This window comes from Alteriqipengyuania lutimaris (assembly GCF_003363135.1).
Taxonomy (GTDB): Bacteria; Pseudomonadota; Alphaproteobacteria; order Sphingomonadales; family Sphingomonadaceae; genus Alteriqipengyuania; species Alteriqipengyuania lutimaris.
In genome coordinates this window covers 814,603-834,273 of the sequence record NZ_QRBB01000001.1, presented here as the reverse complement: position 1 = coordinate 834,273, position 19,671 = coordinate 814,603, and the positions used below count along the sequence as shown (strand labels likewise).

The following is a 19,671-nucleotide window of genomic DNA, read 5'->3' as shown; positions in this document are numbered from 1 at the left end:
CCCGCACTCTTGCCCGCACCATCACCAGCGATCCGCTGAACACGGCCCGCACCCTCGTGGTGTCGGGATGCGCAATCGCGCTGATCGTGGCCGAGCGTTTCGTGCCGATCTTCTGAGCGCGCTCAAACGAACAGCTTGACCAGCGCGGCCATCGCCGCCGCCGCCAGCACGACCCCGACGAAAATGCGCCACGCGCGGTCGGACACGTGCCCGTCCGCCTTGCGCCCCAGCCACGTGCCGAGGATCACGACCGGCAGCAGCATCGCGCCCAGCAGCGCCAGCCGCCATTCCATCCGGCCGAGCGCGACGCCCGATCCGATCCCGATCAGCGCCGCGAAGGTGAAGATCAGGATCATCGAGCTTTTCGCCACATGCCGGGGGATCGCGCGCCCGACATAATAGGGCACCACCGGCGGTCCGGGCATCCCGGCGAAGCCGGTGAGGATGCCGGTCGCCGCGCCGGTCAGCCCCGTGGTGAGGATGCCCGGCCGCTCGGGCTCGCGTACGGGGAAAAGGATCGCGACGAAGGCGGAAAGTGCCACCAGTGCGATCAGCAGCCGTGCAAGATCGGGCGGGGTCGCGGCCAGCAGCGCCAAGCCCGGCAGCGTCGTCAGCAACACCAGGCCGATGATCGCCCACACGCTGCGCTCCGCCTCGCGCAGCAGGCGCGGCAGTTCGAGCCCGCCGATCAGCATCGCGACCACGTTGGTGGTCAGTACCGCCTCGACCGGGGTCAGCGCCAGCGCGAGCACCGGCACCAGCAGGATCGCGAGGCCGAAGCCCGCGAGCCCGCGGATGAACGCCGCGACCAGCCCCGTGCCGAGCGCGACTGCAAGCTGCAGCCAGGTAAATCCGGCGAGGAGTTCCAAGGCGTCAGTCGCGCAGGTCTGGCGGCGTCGCGCCGTCGCGCAGCATCGCGATCGCCTCGTCGAGGCTCATCACGCGCTGTTCCTTTTCGCCCAGCGTGCGGACCGCGACCGTGCCTTCCTCCGCCTCGCGCTTGCCGACCACCAGCAGGTGCGGGACCTTGGCGAGCGAGTGCTCGCGCACCTTGTAGTTGATCTTCTCGTTGCGAAGATCGCTCTCGGCGCGAATGCCCGCCGCGCGCAGCTTGGCTAGCGCTTCGTTGGCGTAGTCGTCCGCGTCAGAGACGATCGTCGCCACCACCGCCTGCGTCGGGGCGAGCCACACGGGCAGCTTGCCGGCGAAATGCTCGATCAGGATGCCGATGAAGCGTTCGTACGAACCGAAGATCGCGCGGTGGAGCATCACCGGGCGGTGCTTCTCGCCATCCTCGCCGATATAGCTCGCGTCCAAACGCTCGGGCAGCACGCGGTCGCCCTGGATCGTGCCGACCTGCCAGGTGCGGCCGATCGCGTCGGTCAGGTGCCATTCGAGCTTGGGTGCATAGAACGCACCTTCGCCGGGCAGCTCTTCCCAGCCGTACTCGTCGTTCATCATGCCAGCTTCGGCCACGGCATCGCGCATTTCCTGCTCGGCCTTGTCCCAATCGGCATCCGAGCCGAAGCGCTGTTCGGGGCGCAGCGCCAGCTTGATCGCATATTTGAAGCCGAAGTCGCGGTAGACCGCGTCGGCCAGCTCGATGAAAGCGCGCACTTCCTCGACCACCTGTTTCTCGGTGCAGAAGATATGCGCGTCGTCCTGCGTGAACTGGCGCACGCGCATCAGCCCGTGGAGCGCGCCGTGCGGTTCGTTGCGGTGGCAGCAGCCCATCTCGCCCAGCCGGATCGGCAGCTCGCGATAGGAGGTGATGCCCTGCTTGAAGACGAGCACGTGCGCGGGGCAGTTCATCGGCTTCAGCGCCATCCAGTCGGCGTCCTTGGAGACCAGATCGCCCTCATCCTCGGTATTGGGCACCTCGTCGGGGATGACGAACATGTTCTCGCGATACTTGCCCCAGTGGCCCGACTGCTCCCACTGGCGCGCGTCCATTACCTGCGGGGTCTTGATCTCGCGATAGCCCGCACCGTCCATCTTGCGGCGCATATAGGATTCGAGCTGGCGCCAGATCTTGTAGCCCTGCGGGTGCCAGAAGACGCTGCCGTGCGCCTCTTCCTGCAGGTGGAACAGGTCCATCTCGCGGCCCAGCTTGCGGTGGTCGCGCTTGGCGGCCTCTTCCATCCGGTGGAGGTGTTCGTTGAGCTGCCTCTTGTTGAGCCAGCCGGTGCCGTAGATGCGGCTGAGCATCGCGTTCTTCTGGTCGCCGCGCCAGTAGGCGCCCGAAACGCGCGTCAGCTTGAACGCCTGCGGGTCGAGCTTGCCGGTGCTGGCAAGGTGCGGCCCGCGGCACATGTCGAGCCAGTCGCCTTGGCGGTAGATCGTCAGTTCCTCGCCCTCGGGAAGCTCAGCGGCCCATTCGGCCTTGAAGCTCTCGCCATGATCGTTGAACCACTGGATCAGCTGCTGGCGAGTCCAGACTTCGCGTTCGAGAGGCGTATCCGCGGCGATGATCCGGCGCATCTCCTCCTCGATCTTCGGCAGGTCTTCCTCGGTGAAGGCACCACGCCCCTCTGCGGGGGCGAAATCGTAGTAGAAGCCGTCGTCGGTCGCCGGACCGAAGGTGATCTGCGTGCCGGGGAACAGGTTCTGCACCGCTTCGGCAAGCACGTGCGCATAGTCGTGCCGGGCCAGCTCCAACGCCTCGTCGACATCCTTGCTGGTCACCAGCGCAAGCTGCGCATCGCCTTCGAAGGGCCGCGTGATGTCGCGCAGTTCGCCGTTCACGCGGGCAGCGATCGCCGCCTTGGCGAGACCGGGGCCGATCGCGGCGGCGACATCCGCCGGAGTCGATCCTTCCGGCATCTCGCGCACGGAGCCATCGGGCAGGCTGATCTTGAGCAGTTCGGTCATTTTGTCGTGCTTTCGTCCGAGCAGTGTTCGGGAGAATGAGGTCAAGCGCCTATGGTCGGCGCGGCGCGGCTAGGCAACGGTGGTCTCGCCGCAGGTATTGCGTAGCAGCGTGAGGTCCGCCTCTTCCATCCCGCTGCGTTCGCCCGATAGGTTGCCTTCGACATAGGCCGCCAGCGCCTGTGCATCGGCGAGCGCGTTGTGCGGCACCGCACTCGCGCCAGCGGTATCGAAGCCGGGCAGGCTAAGCAGCAGGCAAGCATAGCGGAACGGATCATTGCGCTTGCCCTGATCGCGCAGCAGCATCCGGTTGAAGTGCACGAGGTCTTCGGGCCAGTCGGCGATGAAGACGTGCGGGCCATCATCCTTTCGCAGGAACTTCTGCATCTTCTTGACCGCCTGCAACCGCGTGACCGGCTCCCGGTCGAAATGCGGCACGACATGCTCGCGCACCCACGGCACGATCAGCTCGTGCGCGTGCAACACCTCGTAGAAATGGGCGCCGTCCTGCCGCACGAGCGCAAGGCTGAGCAGCTGGCCGTCGGTGCCATTGAATTCGGTATCGATGTAATATCGCATGTTCGCTTTCCCGTTGCGCCGCCAAGCTGGAGCAGGTTCGGGGAAGCCGGCGCATCGCCACCCGAACCCGGGCGGCGGCGATCGCGTGTCAGGCCACGACCATCCGCCCCCGGTACCCCGAGGTCGTAGTGGTCGTAGTCGAGGCGATCCTTATGGCCATGCGGAAGGATATAGCGCGTTTTCGCACGGGGTCCAGAGAGGCCGGTGGCAAGCACGCTTTCTTTTATGGCAAGGTCACTTGACAATTCCCGAAAAGTTTGACAAGTACCCTTTCCATAGCAGAAAGGAAGCTTGACCATGACCCGCAATATTCAATTTCTCTGGGGCGTCCTCATCGTCGTCGTGGCCCTGCTCAACATAGCCGATGTGCTGCCCGACTGGGCGACCTTCGCCGCCGTACTCTCGCTGCCGCTGATGACAGCGATCGGGTGCATCGCGCGCCGGACCGACGCGGCGCGTGCTCGCTCCTGAGGCCAAGCCTCGCCGACAGCGACATAGAAAGGAAACCGATCATGAAACGCACTCTCCTCATCGCCCTCGCCTGGGCCGCCGTGATGATCGGCATTGCCGCAGCGGGCCGCACCGGTCTGATTCCCGGAGACAATGCCCAGACGTTGCTGATCGTGATGCCGGCGCTCGCCGTCGTCACCATCGGCGCTGTCGCCACCCGGTCGCGCTGCGGGGGGCGGGCATGAGCCAGACAGTCACGCGAACATCGCGGCCCGGACTGTGGGTCGGCCTGATACTGGGAACCTCCGGCCTGATCTTCGGCCTGAAGGCGTCTGGCGCGATCAACGAGACAACCACAACGATCCTCGCCATAATCCCGACAGCGCTCCTTTTCGCACTGTTCCGTTCGCTGGCCAACCAGCGCGAGAACCGGTGCGGGAGTGCGAGCCGGGCTGGGGTGCGATACACGTTCGGGATCATGGCAACCTCGATCGCCTACGTACTCGGGCTGGGCGTAGCGATGTGGGTGTTCAACAACCTCGATCCGTCGGTCGAACTGACGTGGCTGCTCGCGATGCTTCCGATCCTTCCGATCCTCGCCATGATCTATGTCATGGGCCGCTACATCGTGGAGGAGCAGGACGAGTACCTGCGCCACCGCGCGATCATGGCATCGCTGATCGGGCTGGGCTTCGTGCTCGCCATCGGCAGCTTCTGGGGCTTCCTCGAAACCTTCGAGCTGGTGCCGCACGTGCCCGGCTGGTGGGCGGTGCCGATCTGGGCGATGGGCATGGGGCTGGGGCAGGCGTGGCAGAGCCTGGCCCAGCGCGCGGAGCCCGACGGTGAAGAATAGGCTCAAGGTCCTGCGCGCCGAGCGCAGCTGGAGCCAGCAGGCCCTTGCCGACGAGCTGGGCGTGAGCCGCCAGAGCGTCAACGCGATCGAGACCGGCCGCTACGATCCCTCGCTCCCCCTCGCCTTCCAGATCGCCGAGGTCTTCGGCCTCGCGATCGAGGAAATCTTCATCCGCGAATAGCCGCCGGTCATCCCTTCGCGAGCGTGCCCGACCCCAGCGCGCTCGTCATACGGTGCGTGCCCGCCAGCTGCGTTCCGCGCTGGCGCACGCCCGACATGAAGCGCCATTCGCAGGTCGCGGCCTGCGGCGTCAGCTCCAGCGCCATGTAGCCGCGCTGCGCGGTGTCCGCCCATTGCAGCTGCGGATTGGCCCCCACCAGCGCGGCCTGCATCAGCGCGGGCGGGACCTGCGCGATGTAGCCTTCGAACCCCGGCGAGGTCACCGAGCTGACGCCGAATTCGACGCCGACCGCGCGGCCATCATGCGCGAGGTCGAAGCCCCACGCATTGTGCGTATCGCCCGCCAGCACGACGAGATTCGCGTCGGCCGCAAGCGCCGCCTCGAACACGCGCGCACGCGCCGCCGGATAGCCGTCCCACGCATCCATGTTGAGCGGCAGGCCCGCCCGTGTCGCCATGGCCCCGGCGACGACCCGCTGGCGCAGCGCCTCGGGCGCATTCGCGGGAAGCGCATCGGCGAAGGCGGTCGGGGTGGAAAGGCTGCCCATCAGCACCTGCTGGACCAGCACCTGCCAGCGCGTGCCGTTGCGGGTCGAGGCGCGCAGTTGCCCGGCCAGCCACGCCTCCTGCGCCGCGCCCAGCATGTGGCGCGAGGGATCGGCCCACGCACCGTCGCGGAACGCGGTAAGTGCGGCCATCATCTCGTCGGGGGTCGACTTGCCTGCCAGCACGCTCGCGACGTTCAGCTGCTCATCGCGGCCCGTCAGGCGCGTCTCCAGCCGGAACAGCGTGGCGAGATCGCCGAGCTGGTAGGCCTTCCACGGATCGTCCGACACGGGCAGCCATTCGCGATAGGCGCGCATCGCCGCACCCTTGCGCGCATCCCACGATCCCTCGGTGGCGCTCTGGTGGTTCTCCGCCCCGCCTGTCCACGAATCGTTCGCGCTCTCGTGATCGTCGGGGATGAGGATCATCGGATAGAGCTGCGTGAGCCGCTGCAGGTCCGGGTCCATCCGGTAGGTCGCATGCCGCAGGCGATAATCGGCCAGCTGCACGATCTCACTGGTCGGCGCGATCGCGCGTCCCTCCACGATCTGGTCCATCTCGGGATATTTGCCCACCTGGTACTCGTACAGGTAATCGCCCAGGTGCAGGAGCAGGTCGAACTCGTTCGCCTCCGCCGCGTGGGCATAGGCGTTGAAATAGCCGAAGCCCATGTTGGAGCAGGAGAACACGCCGAGCCGGTAACGGCTGGTCGGGCCGACCGGCAGCGTACGGGTGCGCCCGATGGCGGAGCGCGAGCCATCCGGCCCGGTGAAGCGGTAGTAATACCAGCGGTTCGGTTCGAGCCCGGTCACCTGCGCCTTCGCGCACCAGTCGCTCCCTGGCGCGGCCAGCGTTTCGCCTTCTGCGACCACCCGCGTGAACTGCGCGCTGTCGCTTACCTCCCACGCTAGCTTCGCCTCGTTCGACCCGACGAAGCGGGTCCAGAGCAGCACGCCGTTGGCGTGCGGCTCGCCGCTGGCGATGCCGTGGGTGAAACCGCGCGCGGCGCCTTGGGCCGACAGCGGCATGGCGGCGAGCCCGGCGCCCAGCGCACCGCCCGCCAGCAGCGTGCGGCGGTCGAGCGAAAGACCGGAGGATGTGTGCGTCGTGGCGGCGGGCGGGGGTGCGAGAAGGTTGCTCATGGACGATCGCCTATCCGCTCTTCGTGAAAGAACCGAGACGGGCGCGAAGGACCCGTCGCCTGACACACCTGACACACTGTCCAGAAGCAAAAAAGCCGGTTGCCCGAAACGCATCGCAAGGCGCGCTATTCTGCGGGTGTGAGGCAACAAACCGCGTCACTCGCAAGGTGCATAACGCGCAACAGTCGAGTAGGAAAGTCGGACGGGAATCGGTGGCTGCCCGCCATGATGCCCCGGGCCGCCGATGGACAGCGCATGGCGACGCCCTTACCCCTTTAGGCGATGACCGAATTCCACGCCATGCCCGACGGCCGCCGCGTCGCCTACCGCCTCACCCGGGGCGCCGACGCCGCCTCCCCTGCAATCGTCTTCCTGCCCGGCTACATGTCCGACATGGCGGGATCGAAGGCGACCGCGCTGTTCGACTGGGCGCAGGCGCACGGGCGCACCTGCCTGCTGCTCGACTATTCAGGCTGCGGACAAAGCAGCGGCGATTTTGCGGACGGCACGCTCAGCCGCTGGCGCGACGACGTGCTCGCGCTGATCGAGGCGACGATCGAGGGGCCGGTCCTGCTGGTCGGGTCGTCGATGGGCGGCTGGCTGATGCTGCTCGTGGCGCTGGCCCTCGATGGCAAGCTGGCGGGCATGGTCGGCATCGCGAGCGCACCCGACTTTTCCGACTGGGGCTACGACGATGCACAGAAGGCGCAGCTCGAGGCGGGGGAGAGCGTCTACGAGGACAACCCCTACGGCCCCGAACCGACGCCGACGCACGCCGCCTTCTGGGCCGATGCGCAGGCCCACCGCCTGCTCCATGCGCCCATCCCGCTGACCTGCCCCGCCACGCTGCTGCACGGCCAGGCCGACCGCGAGGTGCTGTGGGACAAGAGCATGAAACTGGGGGAAATGCTCGCCTCGGAAAGCGTGGTGATCCAGCTGACCAAGGATGGCGACCATCGCCTGTCGCGCCCGAACGATATTGCCCGCCTGCTGGCGGCCGTAGATGCGATGCTGCCTGCCGCTTGAGCTTGCCCTGATCCCTGCCCCCATCCTTGCGGCGTCTTCCGCAAGCGCCTAACGGCGCGAGGCATGTGGCGCCGCCGTAAAGGGCGCGCGAGGATACTATAATGCCTTGGACCGTTGATGGTCCGGCATGGGAGACGGAACGAGAATGGCAGGCGACACTAAGCAGGCCGACGATCGATTGCTGCAGCAGCTGAGCGCGCGGATTCGCGAATCGCTGCTGCCGGTCGACCAGCCCTTCGCGAACGGCGACCTCGACGAGGCGGCGAACTTCGTTCTCGAAACCGCGGCACGCCGCCCTGCGGGGGAACCCGCGATCGCGATGCGCAGCGGCGAGGACGGCAACCGCCGCCTGCGGATCGCCCTCATCAACGGCGACATGCCCTTCCTGGTCGATTCGGTCTCCGCCCAGATCGCCGACCTGGGTCTTTCGATCGATCGCCTGGTGCACCCCGTGCTGCGCGTGCAGCGCGACGAGGACGGCGTGCTGCGCGACCTGCCCGGCAGGGACAGCGGCGCCCCGCGCGAATCGATGATCTATCTCGAGACCGAGCCGGCCGATCCGGCAACGCGCGACACGCTCGAGCAGGAATTGCGCACCACTCTGGCCGACGTGCGTGCGGCGGTGACCGACTGGTCCGCCATGCGCAAGGCGATGCAGCAGGACGCCTCGAAGCTCGACGACGCCGAAGGCGCGAGCCTGCTCGAATGGCTGAGCGGGGGCATGCTGACCCAGCTCGGCCACCTCGTGCGCTACCGCGACGGGCGCGAAGACGAAGCGCTGGGCATCTGCCGTGCAAGCACGCGCGCGATCCTCGCCGATCCGTCGTTCGACCGGGCCTTCGCCTGGTTCGACGATCCCGCGAATGCGAACGCACGCATGCCGCTGATCGTGAAGGCCAACCGCGTGTCGAACGTGCACCGGCGCGTGCCGCTCGACCTGTTCCTCGTGCCGGTAAGGGAAGGCGGGCACGAGGGGGGCGAGATCGTGGCGGTGTCGGTCCATGCCGGGATCTGGACCAGCGCCGCGCTGGCGACCGATCCGCATGCCGTGCCGCGCCTGCGCCGCCAGCTGGGCGAGCTGATGGACGAGCTCGATTTCGATCCCGACGGGCACGCGGGCAAGGCACTGGTCCATGCGCTGACCGCGCTGCCGCACGACCTCGTGATCGGCTTCCGCGACGAGGACGTGCGCCGGGTGGCGACCACCACCATGAGCCTGACCGACCGGCCGCGCCCGCGCCTCGCGCTGGTCGAGGCGCCGCTCGCGCGGCACCTGTTCGCCTTTGTATGGTTGCCGCGCGACCTGATGTCGACCGACGTGCGGCTGCAGATCCAGACGCTGCTGGCGGACAGCACGGGATCGAGCCTGCTCGACTGGAGCGTCGAGATCGAAGGCGGCGCGCTGGCGCTGCTGCGCTTCGTGCTCGATTTCCGCGACAGCCGCGCACAATACAGCGAAGCCGATCTCGAGTCGCGCCTGCAGGAAATGCTGCGCGCATGGTCCGAAGCGGTCGAGAACGAACTGCGCGCGCATGTCGATCCGGACGAGGCGGCATCGCTGGCGCGGCGCTATGCCGACAATTTCCCGACCTTCTACCGCGCGGATAGCGGCGCGGCGGAGGCTGCGCTCGACATCGTGCGGATGCGCGATCTCGCCAGCCATGCCGGCAATGCGAGCGACGATCCGGCAAGTGGGGCCGAAGGTGACGCGCTGAAGCGCGCGGTGCGCCTGCGGCGGACCTCGGCCGAACACGGCGCCAACCTGCGGCTCAAGATCTACCAGAACGAAGGCACGCTGCCGCTGTCCGAAGCGGTGCCCGCGCTCGAGAATTTCGGGCTCAGGACGATCAGCGAACTGCCCACGCCGCTGGCCGACGGGACGCTCGGCACGATCCACGATTTCCACTGCGGCCTCGGCCCCGGGGTCGAACCCGGCGACCTGCTCGAGCGTGCGCCCGCGATCGAGGGCGCGATCGCCGCGGTCCTCAACGGGCTGGCCGAGGACGATCCCTTCAACCGCCTGGTGCTGAGCACCGGGCTGGAGGCGCGCGAGGCGGAATGGCTGCGCGCGATCTACCGCTATCTGCGCCAGACGGGCATGGGCTTCACGATCTACACCGTGGTCGACGCGCTGGCGCACGCCCCCAAGGTGACGCGGGCCCTGATCGCGCTGTTCGTCGCGCGGCACGATCCGGCGTTCGAAGGCGACCGCGAGGCGGCGGAAAGCGATGCTCAGGAGCGTATCAAGGAAGGGCTGCACGATGTCGCGGCGATCAACGACGACCGCCTGCTGCGCCTCTACCGCAGCACGATCGAGGCGATGCTGCGCACCAACGCCTTTGCGCTGACGCCGGCGATCGCGCTGTCGTTCAAGTTCGATTCGGCGAAGGTTCCGGGCCTGCCCAAGCCGATCCCGTTCCGCGAGATCTTCGTCTATTCGCGCCGAGTCGAGGGCATCCACCTGCGCGCCGGCGCGGTGGCGCGCGGCGGGCTTCGCTGGTCCGACCGGCGCGACGACTTCCGCACCGAAGTGCTCGGCCTGATGAAGGCGCAGCGCGTGAAGAACGCGGTGATCGTGCCGACCGGCGCGAAAGGCGGCTTCTATCCCAAGCAACTGCCCAACCCCGCGGTGGACCGCGACGGCTGGGCGGCCGAAGGACAGGCGAGCTACGAGGTCTTCATCCGCTCGCTCCTGTCGATCACCGACAACATCGTGGACGACAACGTCGTCCATCCCGAAGGCGTGCGCATCCTCGACAATCCGGACCCCTATTTCGTCGTCGCGGCGGACAAGGGCACGGCGCGCTTCTCCGACGTCGCCAACGCGATCGCGGAATCGAAGGACTTCTGGCTCGACGATGCCTTCGCCAGCGGCGGCTCCCACGGTTACGACCACAAGGAAATGGGCATCACCGCGCGCGGCGCGTGGGTCTCGGTCCAGCGGCATTTCCGCGAGATGGGCGTCGACGTGCAGACCCAGCCGACCAAGGTCGTGGGTTGCGGCGACATGTCGGGCGACGTGTTCGGCAACGGGATGCTGCTGTCCAAGGCGATCCGCCTCGTCGCCGCCTTCGACCACCGGCACATCTTCATCGATCCCGATCCCGATCCGGCAAAGAGCTGGGAAGAGCGCAAGCGCCTGTTCGAGCTCCCCCGGTCGAGCTGGGACGACTACGACAAGAGCCTGATCTCGAAGGGCGGGATGGTCGTCCCGCGGACCGAGAAGTCGATCACGCTGTCCAAGCAGGCGCGCAGCGCGCTGGGCACCGATATCGAGGAAACCGATCCCGAGACGCTGATCTCGCTGGTCCTCAAGGCGCCGGCCGACCTGCTCTGGTTCGGCGGCATCGGCACCTATGTGAAGGCCGAGAGGGAAAACAACATCCAGGTCGGCGACCCGTCCAACGACGCGCTGCGCGTCAATGGCGAGGACCTGCGCGCCAAGGTGATCGGCGAAGGCGCGAACCTGGGCGTCACCCAGGCGGGCCGGATCGAATACGCGCTCGCCGGGGGGCGCCTCAACACCGATTTCATCGACAACTCGGCCGGGGTCGACTGCTCGGACAACGAGGTCAACATCAAGATCGCGCTCGCCGCCGCGCGCCGCGCCGACAAGCTGACCGAGGAAAAGCGCAACACGCTGCTCGCCTCTATGACCGAGGACGTTGCCGCCATCGTGCTCGAGGACAACCGGCTGCAGGCGCTCGCGATCTCGATCGCCGAGCAGGGCGGCGACGCGGCGACCGCATCGACCATCCGCCTGATCGAGACGCTCGAAGAATCGGGCATGCTCGACCGCCGGACCGAAGGCATTGCCGACAACGAGACCTTCACCCGCCGCGCGGGCGAAGGGATCGGCCTGACCCGGCCCGAGCTCGCGGTGCTGCTGTCGAGCGCCAAGCTGACGCTGCAGGACGCGATCGAAGCGGGCAGCCTGCCGCGCGATCCGGCCATGGAAAGCACGCTGTTCGGCTATTTCCCGGCGCCGCTGCGCGAAAAATTCGCCGAGCAGATCCGCCAGCATCGCCTGCGTAACGAGATCATCGCGACCGATCTTGCCAACCGGATCGTCAACCGGATGGGCATGGTCCATCCGTTCGAGCTCGCCGAGGAAGAAGGCGTCGGCCTGCACGAAGTCGCCAGCGCCTTCGTCACCGCGGACCGCCTGCTCGACATCCAGAAAATCTGGGACGCGCTCGACGAAAGCGAGATGCCCGAGGATGCGCGCCTGCTGCTGTTCGACCGCGTGGCGACCGCCATGCGCATCCAGATGGCCGATGCGATCCGCATGTGCGGTTCCTCCGCGCCCAGCACCGTGGTCGAGGAGCTGCGGCCGACGCTCGACATCCTGCGGCAGGGCACGGTCGACCTGCTGGCGGCGGAAACCCGCCAGCGGTCGGCACGCATGCGCGCCGAGTTCGTCAAGCAGGGCGCACCCGAAGCGGTTGCCGCGCAGGTCGCGCACCTGTTCGATCTCGATGGCGGGATCGGCATTGCCAAGCTTGCCAGCGATCTGGAGCTTGAGCCGCGCAGCGTCGCCAAGGCGTTCAGCGATATCGGCGGAGAGCTCGGCCTCGACTGGGCGCAGGGCACCGCGGCGCTGATGTCGCCGTCGGATGTCTGGGACCGCTTGCTGGTCGCCGGGCTGGCGCGCGATTTCCAGCAGATGCGGCTCGAATTCCTGCGCCGCATTTGCGAGCCGGGCGGCGGCTCGGGCAGCCCGTGCCAGCGGGTGGAAGCCTGGGTCGAAGCGCACGAACCCGCCGTCCGGCAGTTCCGCGCGATGATCCGCCGCGCGCAGGCGCAGAACCCGGTCGCACCCGCCACGCTGGCGCAGGTGGCCAGCCAGGCACGCAACCTGCTGGCCCGCTGATGGCCCCGGTCATGATCCCGCTGACGACAATGCGCGTGGGAAACCCGGCATGAGCTTTGCGGACGTCCTGATCGTGGGCGGCGGCCACGGCGGCGCGCAGGCCGCGCTCGCACTCAAGCAGCGCGGCTTCGAAGGGCGCGTGGTCCTGGTGACGCGCGAAGCATTTCTCCCCTACGAGCGCCCACCACTGTCCAAGGACTACCTCGCCGGAAGCCGCCCGTTCGAGAAGCTGCTGATCCGGCCCGAAACCTACTGGGCCGAGCGCAACGTCGATATCCGCACGGGCTGCGCAGCGGTCGCGATCCACCCGCAATTGCGCAGCGTGGAGCTGAGCGATGGCAACCGCATCGACTATCACACGCTGATCTGGGCGGCGGGCGGCGATCCGCGCAGGCTGCCGTGCGAAGGCGCGGACCTCGACGGCGTGCATTCGATCCGCACACGCGGCGATGTCGACCGCATCCGCGCGCAGATCGATGGCGGGGCCCGGCGCGTCGTGGTGATCGGCGGCGGCTATATCGGACTGGAAGCCGCGGCGGTCTTCCGCGGGCTCGGCCTGCCGGTCACCGTGATCGAGCGCGAGACCCGCGTCCTCAGCCGGGTTGCGGGCGCGGAGCTGTCCACCTTCTACGAGGCGGAGCATCGGCGGCAGGGCGTCGACCTTATGCTCGGCCACACGGTCGAGAGGCTGCTGGGCGATGGCAACGGCAATGTCCGCGCGGTCGCTCTGGAGGATGGCGGCGAGGTCGAGGTGGATCTGGTTATCGTCGGCATCGGGATCGTGCCCGCAGTGGGGCCGTTGCTGGCGGCGGGCGCGGCAGGCACCAACGGCGTCGACGTCGACGATCTGTGCCGCACCAGCCTCGACGATACCTACGCCATCGGGGACTGCGCGGCCCATGCAAACCCCTATGCCGACAACAAGGTGATACGCCTCGAATCGGTCCAGAACGCGACCGACATGGCCAACACGGTCGCCAAGCACCTGACCGGCGAGCGCGTGCCCTACAACGTCGTGCCGTGGTTCTGGTCCAACCAGTACGACCTGCGGCTGCAGACGGTCGGCTTTTCGAGCGAGGACGACGAGGCGGTGGTCCGGGGCGATCCGGACAGCCGCAGCTTCTCGGTCGTGTACCTGCGCGAGGGGCGCGTGGCCGCGCTCGACTGCGTCAACGCGACGCGCGACTATGCCCAAGGGCGCCGCCTGATCGAGGCGCGCAGCGAACCCGACCGCGATGCGCTGGCCGATCCCGAAGTGGCGCTGAAGAGTTTGCTTTAAAGCCTCTACCGAGACTGGCCGTCACCCCTTTGGGGTATGAAACTGCCTGGATAGCGGACAGTCGGCTATCGCGAGATGTTGAATTGGTGGCAAACGTCCGGATCGGGGTAGTTTTGCGACTGTCGGCTTTAGAGCGGGCGCCGTAGAGAGCGGACATTCGCGAATTAGGAATGAAGAAAGCGTCCTCAAGCGATCGGGCGCAAATTCGGGGTAGCAAAAATGGGGCCAGCAAATTGAAATCTCTAACTATCCTGCTGGCTGCGATTTCAATGAGCTTTAGTGGTCCTGCGTCAGCTCAATCTGAGCAACTTGATTTTGGCCCTCAGTTCGAGACTGTTCTGATTGTTGCGCGCTTGAATGCCGATTGCGCTTATCGGCGTATGACAAGTACGGTCGATGATCACATGCTATGCGTAGTTCCCGGAAATCCTTGGCAGGAACTTCAACAAGAGATCGATGACGCGCGCTGGTTCGGTACTGGCGGCAACCAATATGTTGAAGGCTACAAAAACGGGCTGGCGCGTTATTTGCTCGAGCAGAAGATCCGCCCTCGGATCGATCCAAGCTTCTCCAAAGAGGATCAAGGTCGCGCAGAATTGGCGCTTAATATTCTTGATGGCTACTGGAATTGCCTTGATCGCCAAATTCGCTCAGCAGACGAGAGTAAATTGGCCACAAAATCTGCGCTTGACGATCTGGTAGAGGTCGCAGTCGAGAATTGCTCCGAGCATCGCATCCGGGCAATGACGGTCATTGCGCCGGACGCTCCCGACTTTGCCGGGTTCGATCCTATCCGCGATGGGGATTTGCCCAATGCGGGAGTTGCCGAAGTTCTGCACGTCATCCAGCGCTTTGCCATCGCCTACAACGCAGGCTTACGAGGGTATCGGCATAGCCATGCGATTGAGCTTATTGTGCTGCCAGCGCCAATAGCAGCTCGGCCATAAATTTTCGCGATAAGTGACCGGTTTCCGGGGGGGTGGGTTGATCGTCCTACGGCCATTTTTAGGGTCGCCTGCGGACCAGCAGCTCTTGCGCAGGGCTGCCGGATCAAGCCTCGGGCGACGGTGAAGGAAGGTTCAGCCTCTCCGCAGCCCACTGCGCCGCCTCCGCCACCACCGGATCGGGATCGGCGAGCAGCGGCTCGACCTGATCGAGCAACCCCGGCTCGCCGCTATTGCCCGCCGCGATCAGGCAGTTGCGCACGAACCTGTCGCGCCCGATCCGCTTGATCGGCGAGCCCGAGAACAGCTTGCGAAACCCCACATCGTCGAGTTGCAACAGGTCCGCGAGGCGCGGCCGGACCAGCTCTGCGCGTGGGAGGAAGGCGCGGTTGGCCGCCGCGCTTTCGGCGAACTTGTTCCACGGGCACACCGCCAGGCAATCGTCGCAGCCATAGATGCGGTTGCCGATCGCCTCGCGGAATTCGTGCGGGATCGGCCCGTCATGCTCGATCGTGAGGTACGAGATGCAACGGCGCGCATCGATCGTGTAGGCACGCGGGAAGGCATTGGTCGGGCACGCATCCTGGCATGCGCGGCACGATCCGCAGCGGTCCTCGTGCGGGCCGTCGGCGACGAAGGGCAGCGTGCAATAGACCGCGCCGAGGAACAGCCAGCTGCCGTGCTCCATGCTGACGAGGTTGGTGTGCTTGCCCTGCCAGCCCACCCCCGCACGCTGCGCCAGCGGTTTTTCCATCACCGGCGCGGTGTCGACGAACAGCTTCATTCGCGCCTCGCCCAGGCCGCGCGTCTCCGCCTCCGCCACCAGCCAGCGGGCGAGCGCCTTGAGCGCCTTCTTGAGCACGACGTGGTAATCCTGCCCCTGCGCATAGACCGATATGCGCGCCTGGTCCTTCGGCTCGGCCGCCTCCAGCGGGTCCTGCGCCGGGGCGTAGTTCGCCCCCAGTGCGATCACGCTGCGCGCTTCGGGCCACATGCCCTGCGGCCCGGCGCGTACCGACGGGTCGCGCTCCATCCACCCCATGCTGCCGTGATAGCCCGCCTCGAGCCACGACCGCAGCCGCTCGGCCATTGCCGGATCGTCGTGCGCATCGGCGAAGCGCACGCTCGCGAAGCCGAGATCGCGCGCCTTTTCGACGAGATCGGCTTGCAGTCGGTCGATTTTACCCGCTTCGCTCATGGACGGGCTTGCTCCTTCGCGCGCGGGGCGGCAGGTTCGCCGCCGATCAACGACGTGCTAGACGAAGCTCGGGGACGCGACAAACATATGGAAACGAACGAACCCGCGATCGAGGCCCGGGGCCTCGTGAAGCGCTTCGGCAGCACGCTGGCGGTGAACGGGGTAGACCTGACGGTGCCGCGCGGCGCGATCTACGGCATCCTCGGCCCCAACGGCGCGGGCAAGACCACGACCTTGCGAATGATCCTGGGCATCATCGACCCGGACGAGGGCGTGCGGCGCATTTTCGGCGAGGATCGCCCGCAGCGCATCGCCCGGCGGATCGGCTACCTGCCCGAGGAACGCGGGCTCTACCCGGCGATGAAGGCGACCGAAGCGATCGGCTTCATGGGATCCTTGCGCGGGCTCCCGCAGGCCGAGGGTCGCAGACGCGGTGCGGAGTTGATGGAGGCCCATGGCCTCGGCCACGCGGTCGACAAGAAGATCAAGGAATTGTCCAAGGGCATGGCGCAGACCGTGCAGCTGCTCGGCACGCTGGTCCACCGGCCCGAACTGGTCATCCTCGACGAGCCGTTCTCGGGCCTCGACGCGATCAACCAGGGCAAGCTGGAGGCGCTGATCCGACAGCTGGCACAGGACGGCACCACGGTGATCTTCTCGACCCACGTGATCCACCATGCGGAACGCCTGTGCAGCGACGTCGCGATCATCGCGGGCGGCAAGGTGCCCTATGCGGGATCGGTCGAGGTTGCGCGCGACCGGCTGCCGCCGCAGGTGCGGCTGGAGACGCGCAACGAGGACGGCCGGTGGCGCGCCGCCCTGCCCGAAACGGCCAGGCGCGACGGGGAGGCGTGGGTGTTCGAACTGCCCGAGAGCGGTATCGAGCCGCTGCTGCGCGCGCTGATCGAAGGCAATGCGGGCATCCGCTCGCTCTCGATCGAGCGCGCCGGCCTGCACGACGCCTTCGTCACGATTGCGGGCGAAGCCGCGGCCAAGGCCATGGCGGGCACCGAGCCGGCGACGGAGGAGGTGGCATGAGCGATTCCGCACGTCTTCCGCTGTGGCAGGCCGCCTTCGTCATCGCGCGGCGCGATTTCACCGCGATCGTCTTCAGCAAGGTGTTCCTGCTGTTCCTCGTCGGCCCCCTCTTCTTCCTCGCGATCACCGCCGGCGGCGGCGTGGTGGGCGGAATGGCCGCGAGCAATATCGACGACCCGCAACTGGGCGTCGCGATGTCGGCGGACGAAAACGCTGCGCTGGCGGGCGCGCAGCAAGAGCTCGATCCGCTGGTCGGCATGCCCGACCTCGCGCTGGTCGATTCAGCCGCCCCGGCGGACCCTCGCGCGCTGCTCGACGACGAGGACCGCAATCTGTTCGCCGTGCTCACCGGCAGCCTCGACGCGCCGCTGCTGACCGGGCCGAAGGAGGATGTGGAGCGCTGGGAAGGCGAGGTCGCCGTGATGGTCGGCGCCGCACGCGGCGTTGCCGTGCCTCAGGCCGATCTCGCGATCGACACCACCGACAGCGGCTTCATCAACCGCCAGACCGCCAATGACGTCACCGCGCAGATCGGCCTCGTCCTGTTGTTCATGCTCACGATGCTGCTGGCGGGCATGGTGCTGTCCAATCTCGTGGAGGAAAAGGGCAACAAGATCATCGAGATCCTCGCCGCCGCGATCCCCATGGATGCGGTGTTCGTGGGCAAGCTGTTCGCGATGCTCGGCGTCAGCCTCGTCGGGCTGGCGGTCTGGGGCGGCGTGGCCGGGCTGATCCTCGTGCTGGGCGCCAGCGCCCTGCCCGTGATCCCGCCGCCGGCGGTCGGCTGGCCGCTGTTCTTCGCGCTGTTCGTGCTCTATTTCGCGATGGCGTACCTGCTGATCGGGTCGGTGTTCCTCACGGTCGGTTCGATGGCGCCGACCGTGCGCGACGTGCAGACGATCAGCCTGCCCGCCACGATCCTGCAGCTGCTGATCTTCTTCCTCGCCAATTTCGCGATGCGCCAGACCGGATCGCCGCTGGAAATCTTCGCCGCGATCTTCCCGCTGTCGAGCCCGTACATGATGCTGGCGCGCGCGGCGAAGGAAGGTGTGCTGTGGTGGCATCTCGTCGCACTGGCGTGGCAGGTGCTGTGGGTCGCGATCTTCGTGAAGGTCGGTGCGACGCTGTTCCGGCGGAGGGTGCTCAAGTCGGGCGGCGCGGGGCGCGAGAAGAAGGGCAGGCGTCGCAAGGCCCCTGCCTGACGGCGCGGCGCGGACGGCCGCCAAGGATCGGTCCCGATTAGGAACCTATCTTGACTTGAGGGCCCCATGGTTCAGGATGGCTCGCGTCACGGCACGCCCATGAAGGCGCGCCGGACGAGGAGAGACAGCCATGGCCACCGCCGCCCAGCAGCACACGCAGACCCTGCCCCCCGAGGCCGCTCGCGCGCATCCGTGGAAGCGTTCGCCGAGCGCGCACGAGGCGCTGGAAGCGCATTACGCCGCCCATCCCGACACCCGCCCGCAGCACCTCTACAAGTGGGACACCAGCCGCAGCGACATCTACGCGGAAAACCGGTGGGAGCCGATCTTCAAGGAAATGCGCGCCGCGGGGCCCGTGCATTACATCCCCGAAAGCCCCTACGGCCCCTATTGGTCGGTGGTGGGCCACAAGGCGATCCAGCATACAGAAGCGCTGCCCGACATCTTCTCGTCGAGCTGGGAATATGGCGGCATCACGATCCTCGAACGGCTCGACGACATTCCCGAGGAACAGCGCCTCGAACTGCCGATGTTCATCGCGATGGACCGGCCCAAGCACACCGGCCAGCGCAAGACCGTGGCCCCTGCCTTCACGCCTGCCGAGATGACGCGGCTCGAAGGCGATATCCGCCAGCGCACGGGCGAAACGCTCGACGCGCTGCCGCGCGGAGAAACCTTCGACTGGGTGAACACGGTGAGCATCCCTCTGACTACGGACATGCTCGCGATTTTGTTCGATTTCCCGTGGGAGGACCGCGATCTCCTCACCCACTGGTCCGACTGGGCGGGCGACACCGAACTCGCCACCGCGCGCGGGCTCGACGATACGCGGCGCACGATGCTGCGCGAGATGGCGGCCTATTTCCAGATCCTGTGGGCGGACCGCGCGCAGAAGGGCGAGGCGCCCGATCTGATCAGCCGGATGATCCACTCGCCTGCAATGAACCAGATGGACCCGCAGGAATTCATGGGCAATCTGGTGCTGCTGATCGTCGGCGGCAACGACACCACGCGCAACACGATGAGCGGGATCGTCCACGCGCTCGACCGCTTCCCCGACCAGCGCAAGCTTTTCGAGGAAGACGCGAGCCTGATCCCCAACGCGGTGCAGGAATGCATCCGCTACCAGACCCCGCTCAAGCACATGCGGCGCACCTGCACGCAGGATACCGAGCTGTTCGGCCAGACCATCAAAGAGGGCGACAAGGTGGTTTTGTGGTACAATTCGGCCAACCGGGACGAGAGCGTTTTCGAGAACGCCGAGCAGCTCGACATCCGGCGCGAGAATGCCCGCCGCCACATCGCCTTCGGCTACGGCATCCACCGCTGCGTGGGGGCGCGGCTCGCCGAACTGCAGCTCCGCGTGCTGCTCGAAGAAATGCACGAGCGGCGGCTGCGGGTGCATGTCGCTGGCGAGGTGAGCCGCGTGCGGGCGAATTTCGTCGAGGGCTTCCGCAAGCTGGAAGTCGAAGTGACGCAGTTCTGACGCTGGC

The 19,671-nt window shown here is 66.9% G+C and carries 16 protein-coding genes; 11 read left to right on the top strand and 5 right to left on the bottom strand.

Annotated features, from left to right (window positions below; translation table 11 throughout):
* Nucleotides 1–122 precede the first annotated feature (122 nt).
* From DL238_RS04080 to DL238_RS04070, 3 genes are all read right to left on the bottom strand, one after another.
* Nucleotides 123–869, bottom strand: coding sequence for a sulfite exporter TauE/SafE family protein (locus DL238_RS04080; protein ID WP_115491090.1), 747 nt, complete (start codon nt 867–869; stop codon nt 123–125).
* Between the two features lie 4 nt (nt 870–873).
* Nucleotides 874–2,871, bottom strand: a complete 1,998-nt coding sequence (gene thrS / locus DL238_RS04075; RefSeq protein ID WP_115491089.1) for a threonine--tRNA ligase — start codon at nt 2,869–2,871, stop codon at nt 874–876.
* A gap of 69 nt (nt 2,872–2,940) precedes the next feature.
* A complete protein-coding gene (locus DL238_RS04070) occupies nt 2,941–3,447 on the bottom strand; it encodes a hypothetical protein (RefSeq protein ID WP_115491088.1) in 507 nt (168 codons plus the stop codon).
* Nucleotides 3,448–3,744: 297 nt separating this feature from the next.
* Between DL238_RS04070 and DL238_RS16015 the strand changes: the two genes are divergently transcribed.
* From DL238_RS16015 to DL238_RS04055, 4 genes are read left to right on the top strand one after another with little or no spacing between them, the layout of a single operon-like run.
* On the top strand, nt 3,745–3,918 hold the full coding sequence (locus DL238_RS16015) for a hypothetical protein (protein ID WP_181883811.1): 174 nt from the start codon (nt 3,745–3,747) through the stop codon (nt 3,916–3,918).
* Between the two features lie 41 nt (nt 3,919–3,959).
* Complete coding sequence (locus DL238_RS04065; protein WP_115491087.1) at nt 3,960–4,142, top strand: hypothetical protein; 183 nt, start codon at nt 3,960–3,962, stop codon at nt 4,140–4,142.
* Nucleotides 4,139–4,750, top strand: a complete 612-nt coding sequence (locus DL238_RS04060; RefSeq protein WP_115491086.1) for a hypothetical protein — start codon at nt 4,139–4,141, stop codon at nt 4,748–4,750. Before DL238_RS04065 ends, DL238_RS04060 begins: the two co-directional genes overlap by 4 nt.
* The gene (locus tag DL238_RS04055; RefSeq protein WP_115491085.1) at nt 4,740–4,931 is read left to right on the top strand and encodes a helix-turn-helix transcriptional regulator; all 192 of its coding nucleotides are present in this window, start codon (nt 4,740–4,742) and stop codon (nt 4,929–4,931) included. Before DL238_RS04060 ends, DL238_RS04055 begins: the two co-directional genes overlap by 11 nt.
* Nucleotides 4,932–4,938: 7 nt before the next feature.
* On the opposite strand, the gene DL238_RS04050 is transcribed toward DL238_RS04055, so the two are convergent.
* Nucleotides 4,939–6,618 carry an alkaline phosphatase D family protein gene (locus tag DL238_RS04050; protein WP_115491084.1) on the bottom strand — a complete coding sequence of 560 codons (1,680 nt, stop codon included), beginning with the start codon at nt 6,616–6,618 and terminating at the stop codon, nt 4,939–4,941.
* A 282-nt stretch (nt 6,619–6,900) separates the two neighbouring features.
* Here DL238_RS04050 and DL238_RS04045 point away from each other — a divergent pair, with 282 nt between their 5' ends.
* From DL238_RS04045 to DL238_RS15905, 4 genes are all read left to right on the top strand, one after another.
* Entirely contained in the window at nt 6,901–7,644 is a 744-nt protein-coding gene (locus tag DL238_RS04045; RefSeq protein WP_115491083.1) for an alpha/beta hydrolase, read from the top strand.
* Nucleotides 7,645–7,789: 145 nt separating this feature from the next.
* On the top strand, nt 7,790–12,517 hold the full coding sequence (locus DL238_RS04040) for an NAD-glutamate dehydrogenase (protein ID WP_115491082.1): 4,728 nt from the start codon (nt 7,790–7,792) through the stop codon (nt 12,515–12,517).
* A gap of 49 nt (nt 12,518–12,566) precedes the next feature.
* Entirely contained in the window at nt 12,567–13,796 is a 1,230-nt protein-coding gene (locus tag DL238_RS04035) for an NAD(P)/FAD-dependent oxidoreductase (RefSeq protein WP_115491081.1), read from the top strand.
* Nucleotides 13,797–13,966: 170 nt separating this feature from the next.
* Nucleotides 13,967–14,743, top strand: a complete 777-nt coding sequence (locus DL238_RS15905) for a hypothetical protein (protein ID WP_147290987.1) — start codon at nt 13,967–13,969, stop codon at nt 14,741–14,743.
* Nucleotides 14,744–14,846: 103 nt separating this feature from the next.
* On the opposite strand, the gene queG is transcribed toward DL238_RS15905, so the two are convergent.
* Nucleotides 14,847–15,938 carry a tRNA epoxyqueuosine(34) reductase QueG gene (gene queG / locus DL238_RS04020; RefSeq protein ID WP_115491078.1) on the bottom strand — a complete coding sequence of 364 codons (1,092 nt, stop codon included), beginning with the start codon at nt 15,936–15,938 and terminating at the stop codon, nt 14,847–14,849.
* An 87-nt stretch (nt 15,939–16,025) separates the two neighbouring features.
* On the opposite strand from queG, the gene DL238_RS04015 reads away from it, so the two are divergent.
* The 3 genes from DL238_RS04015 to DL238_RS04005 all read left to right on the top strand — a co-directional run bounded on the left by DL238_RS04015 (nt 16,026) and on the right by DL238_RS04005 (nt 19,664).
* Nucleotides 16,026–16,976 carry an ABC transporter ATP-binding protein gene (locus tag DL238_RS04015; protein ID WP_115491077.1) on the top strand — a complete coding sequence of 317 codons (951 nt, stop codon included), beginning with the start codon at nt 16,026–16,028 and terminating at the stop codon, nt 16,974–16,976.
* Entirely contained in the window at nt 16,973–18,178 is a 1,206-nt protein-coding gene (locus DL238_RS04010) for an ABC transporter permease (RefSeq protein WP_115491076.1), read from the top strand. The genes DL238_RS04015 and DL238_RS04010 overlap by 4 nt, the downstream gene beginning before the upstream one ends.
* Nucleotides 18,179–18,308: 130 nt before the next feature.
* Nucleotides 18,309–19,664 carry a cytochrome P450 gene (locus tag DL238_RS04005; protein WP_234030955.1) on the top strand — a complete coding sequence of 452 codons (1,356 nt, stop codon included), beginning with the start codon at nt 18,309–18,311 and terminating at the stop codon, nt 19,662–19,664.
* Nucleotides 19,665–19,671 lie beyond the last annotated feature (7 nt).

Coding starts and splice junctions, on each gene's coding strand:
- DL238_RS04050 (WP_115491084.1), bottom strand. CDS start 6,618: ATGAGCAACCTTCTCGCACCCCCGCCCGCCGCCACGACGCACACATCC.
- DL238_RS04040 (WP_115491082.1), top strand. CDS start 7,790: ATGGCAGGCGACACTAAGCAGGCCGACGATCGATTGCTGCAGCAGCTG.
- DL238_RS04065 (WP_115491087.1), top strand. CDS start 3,960: ATGAAACGCACTCTCCTCATCGCCCTCGCCTGGGCCGCCGTGATGATC.
- DL238_RS04010 (WP_115491076.1), top strand. CDS start 16,973: ATGAGCGATTCCGCACGTCTTCCGCTGTGGCAGGCCGCCTTCGTCATC.
- DL238_RS04070 (WP_115491088.1), bottom strand. CDS start 3,447: ATGCGATATTACATCGATACCGAATTCAATGGCACCGACGGCCAGCTG.
- DL238_RS15905 (WP_147290987.1), top strand. CDS start 13,967: ATGAAGAAAGCGTCCTCAAGCGATCGGGCGCAAATTCGGGGTAGCAAA.
- DL238_RS04060 (WP_115491086.1), top strand. CDS start 4,139: ATGAGCCAGACAGTCACGCGAACATCGCGGCCCGGACTGTGGGTCGGC.
- DL238_RS04005 (WP_234030955.1), top strand. CDS start 18,309: ATGGCCACCGCCGCCCAGCAGCACACGCAGACCCTGCCCCCCGAGGCC.
- DL238_RS04015 (WP_115491077.1), top strand. CDS start 16,026: ATGGAAACGAACGAACCCGCGATCGAGGCCCGGGGCCTCGTGAAGCGC.
- thrS (WP_115491089.1), bottom strand. CDS start 2,871: ATGACCGAACTGCTCAAGATCAGCCTGCCCGATGGCTCCGTGCGCGAG.
- DL238_RS04045 (WP_115491083.1), top strand. CDS start 6,901: ATGACCGAATTCCACGCCATGCCCGACGGCCGCCGCGTCGCCTACCGC.
- queG (WP_115491078.1), bottom strand. CDS start 15,938: ATGAGCGAAGCGGGTAAAATCGACCGACTGCAAGCCGATCTCGTCGAA.
- DL238_RS04035 (WP_115491081.1), top strand. CDS start 12,567: ATGAGCTTTGCGGACGTCCTGATCGTGGGCGGCGGCCACGGCGGCGCG.
- DL238_RS16015 (WP_181883811.1), top strand. CDS start 3,745: ATGACCCGCAATATTCAATTTCTCTGGGGCGTCCTCATCGTCGTCGTG.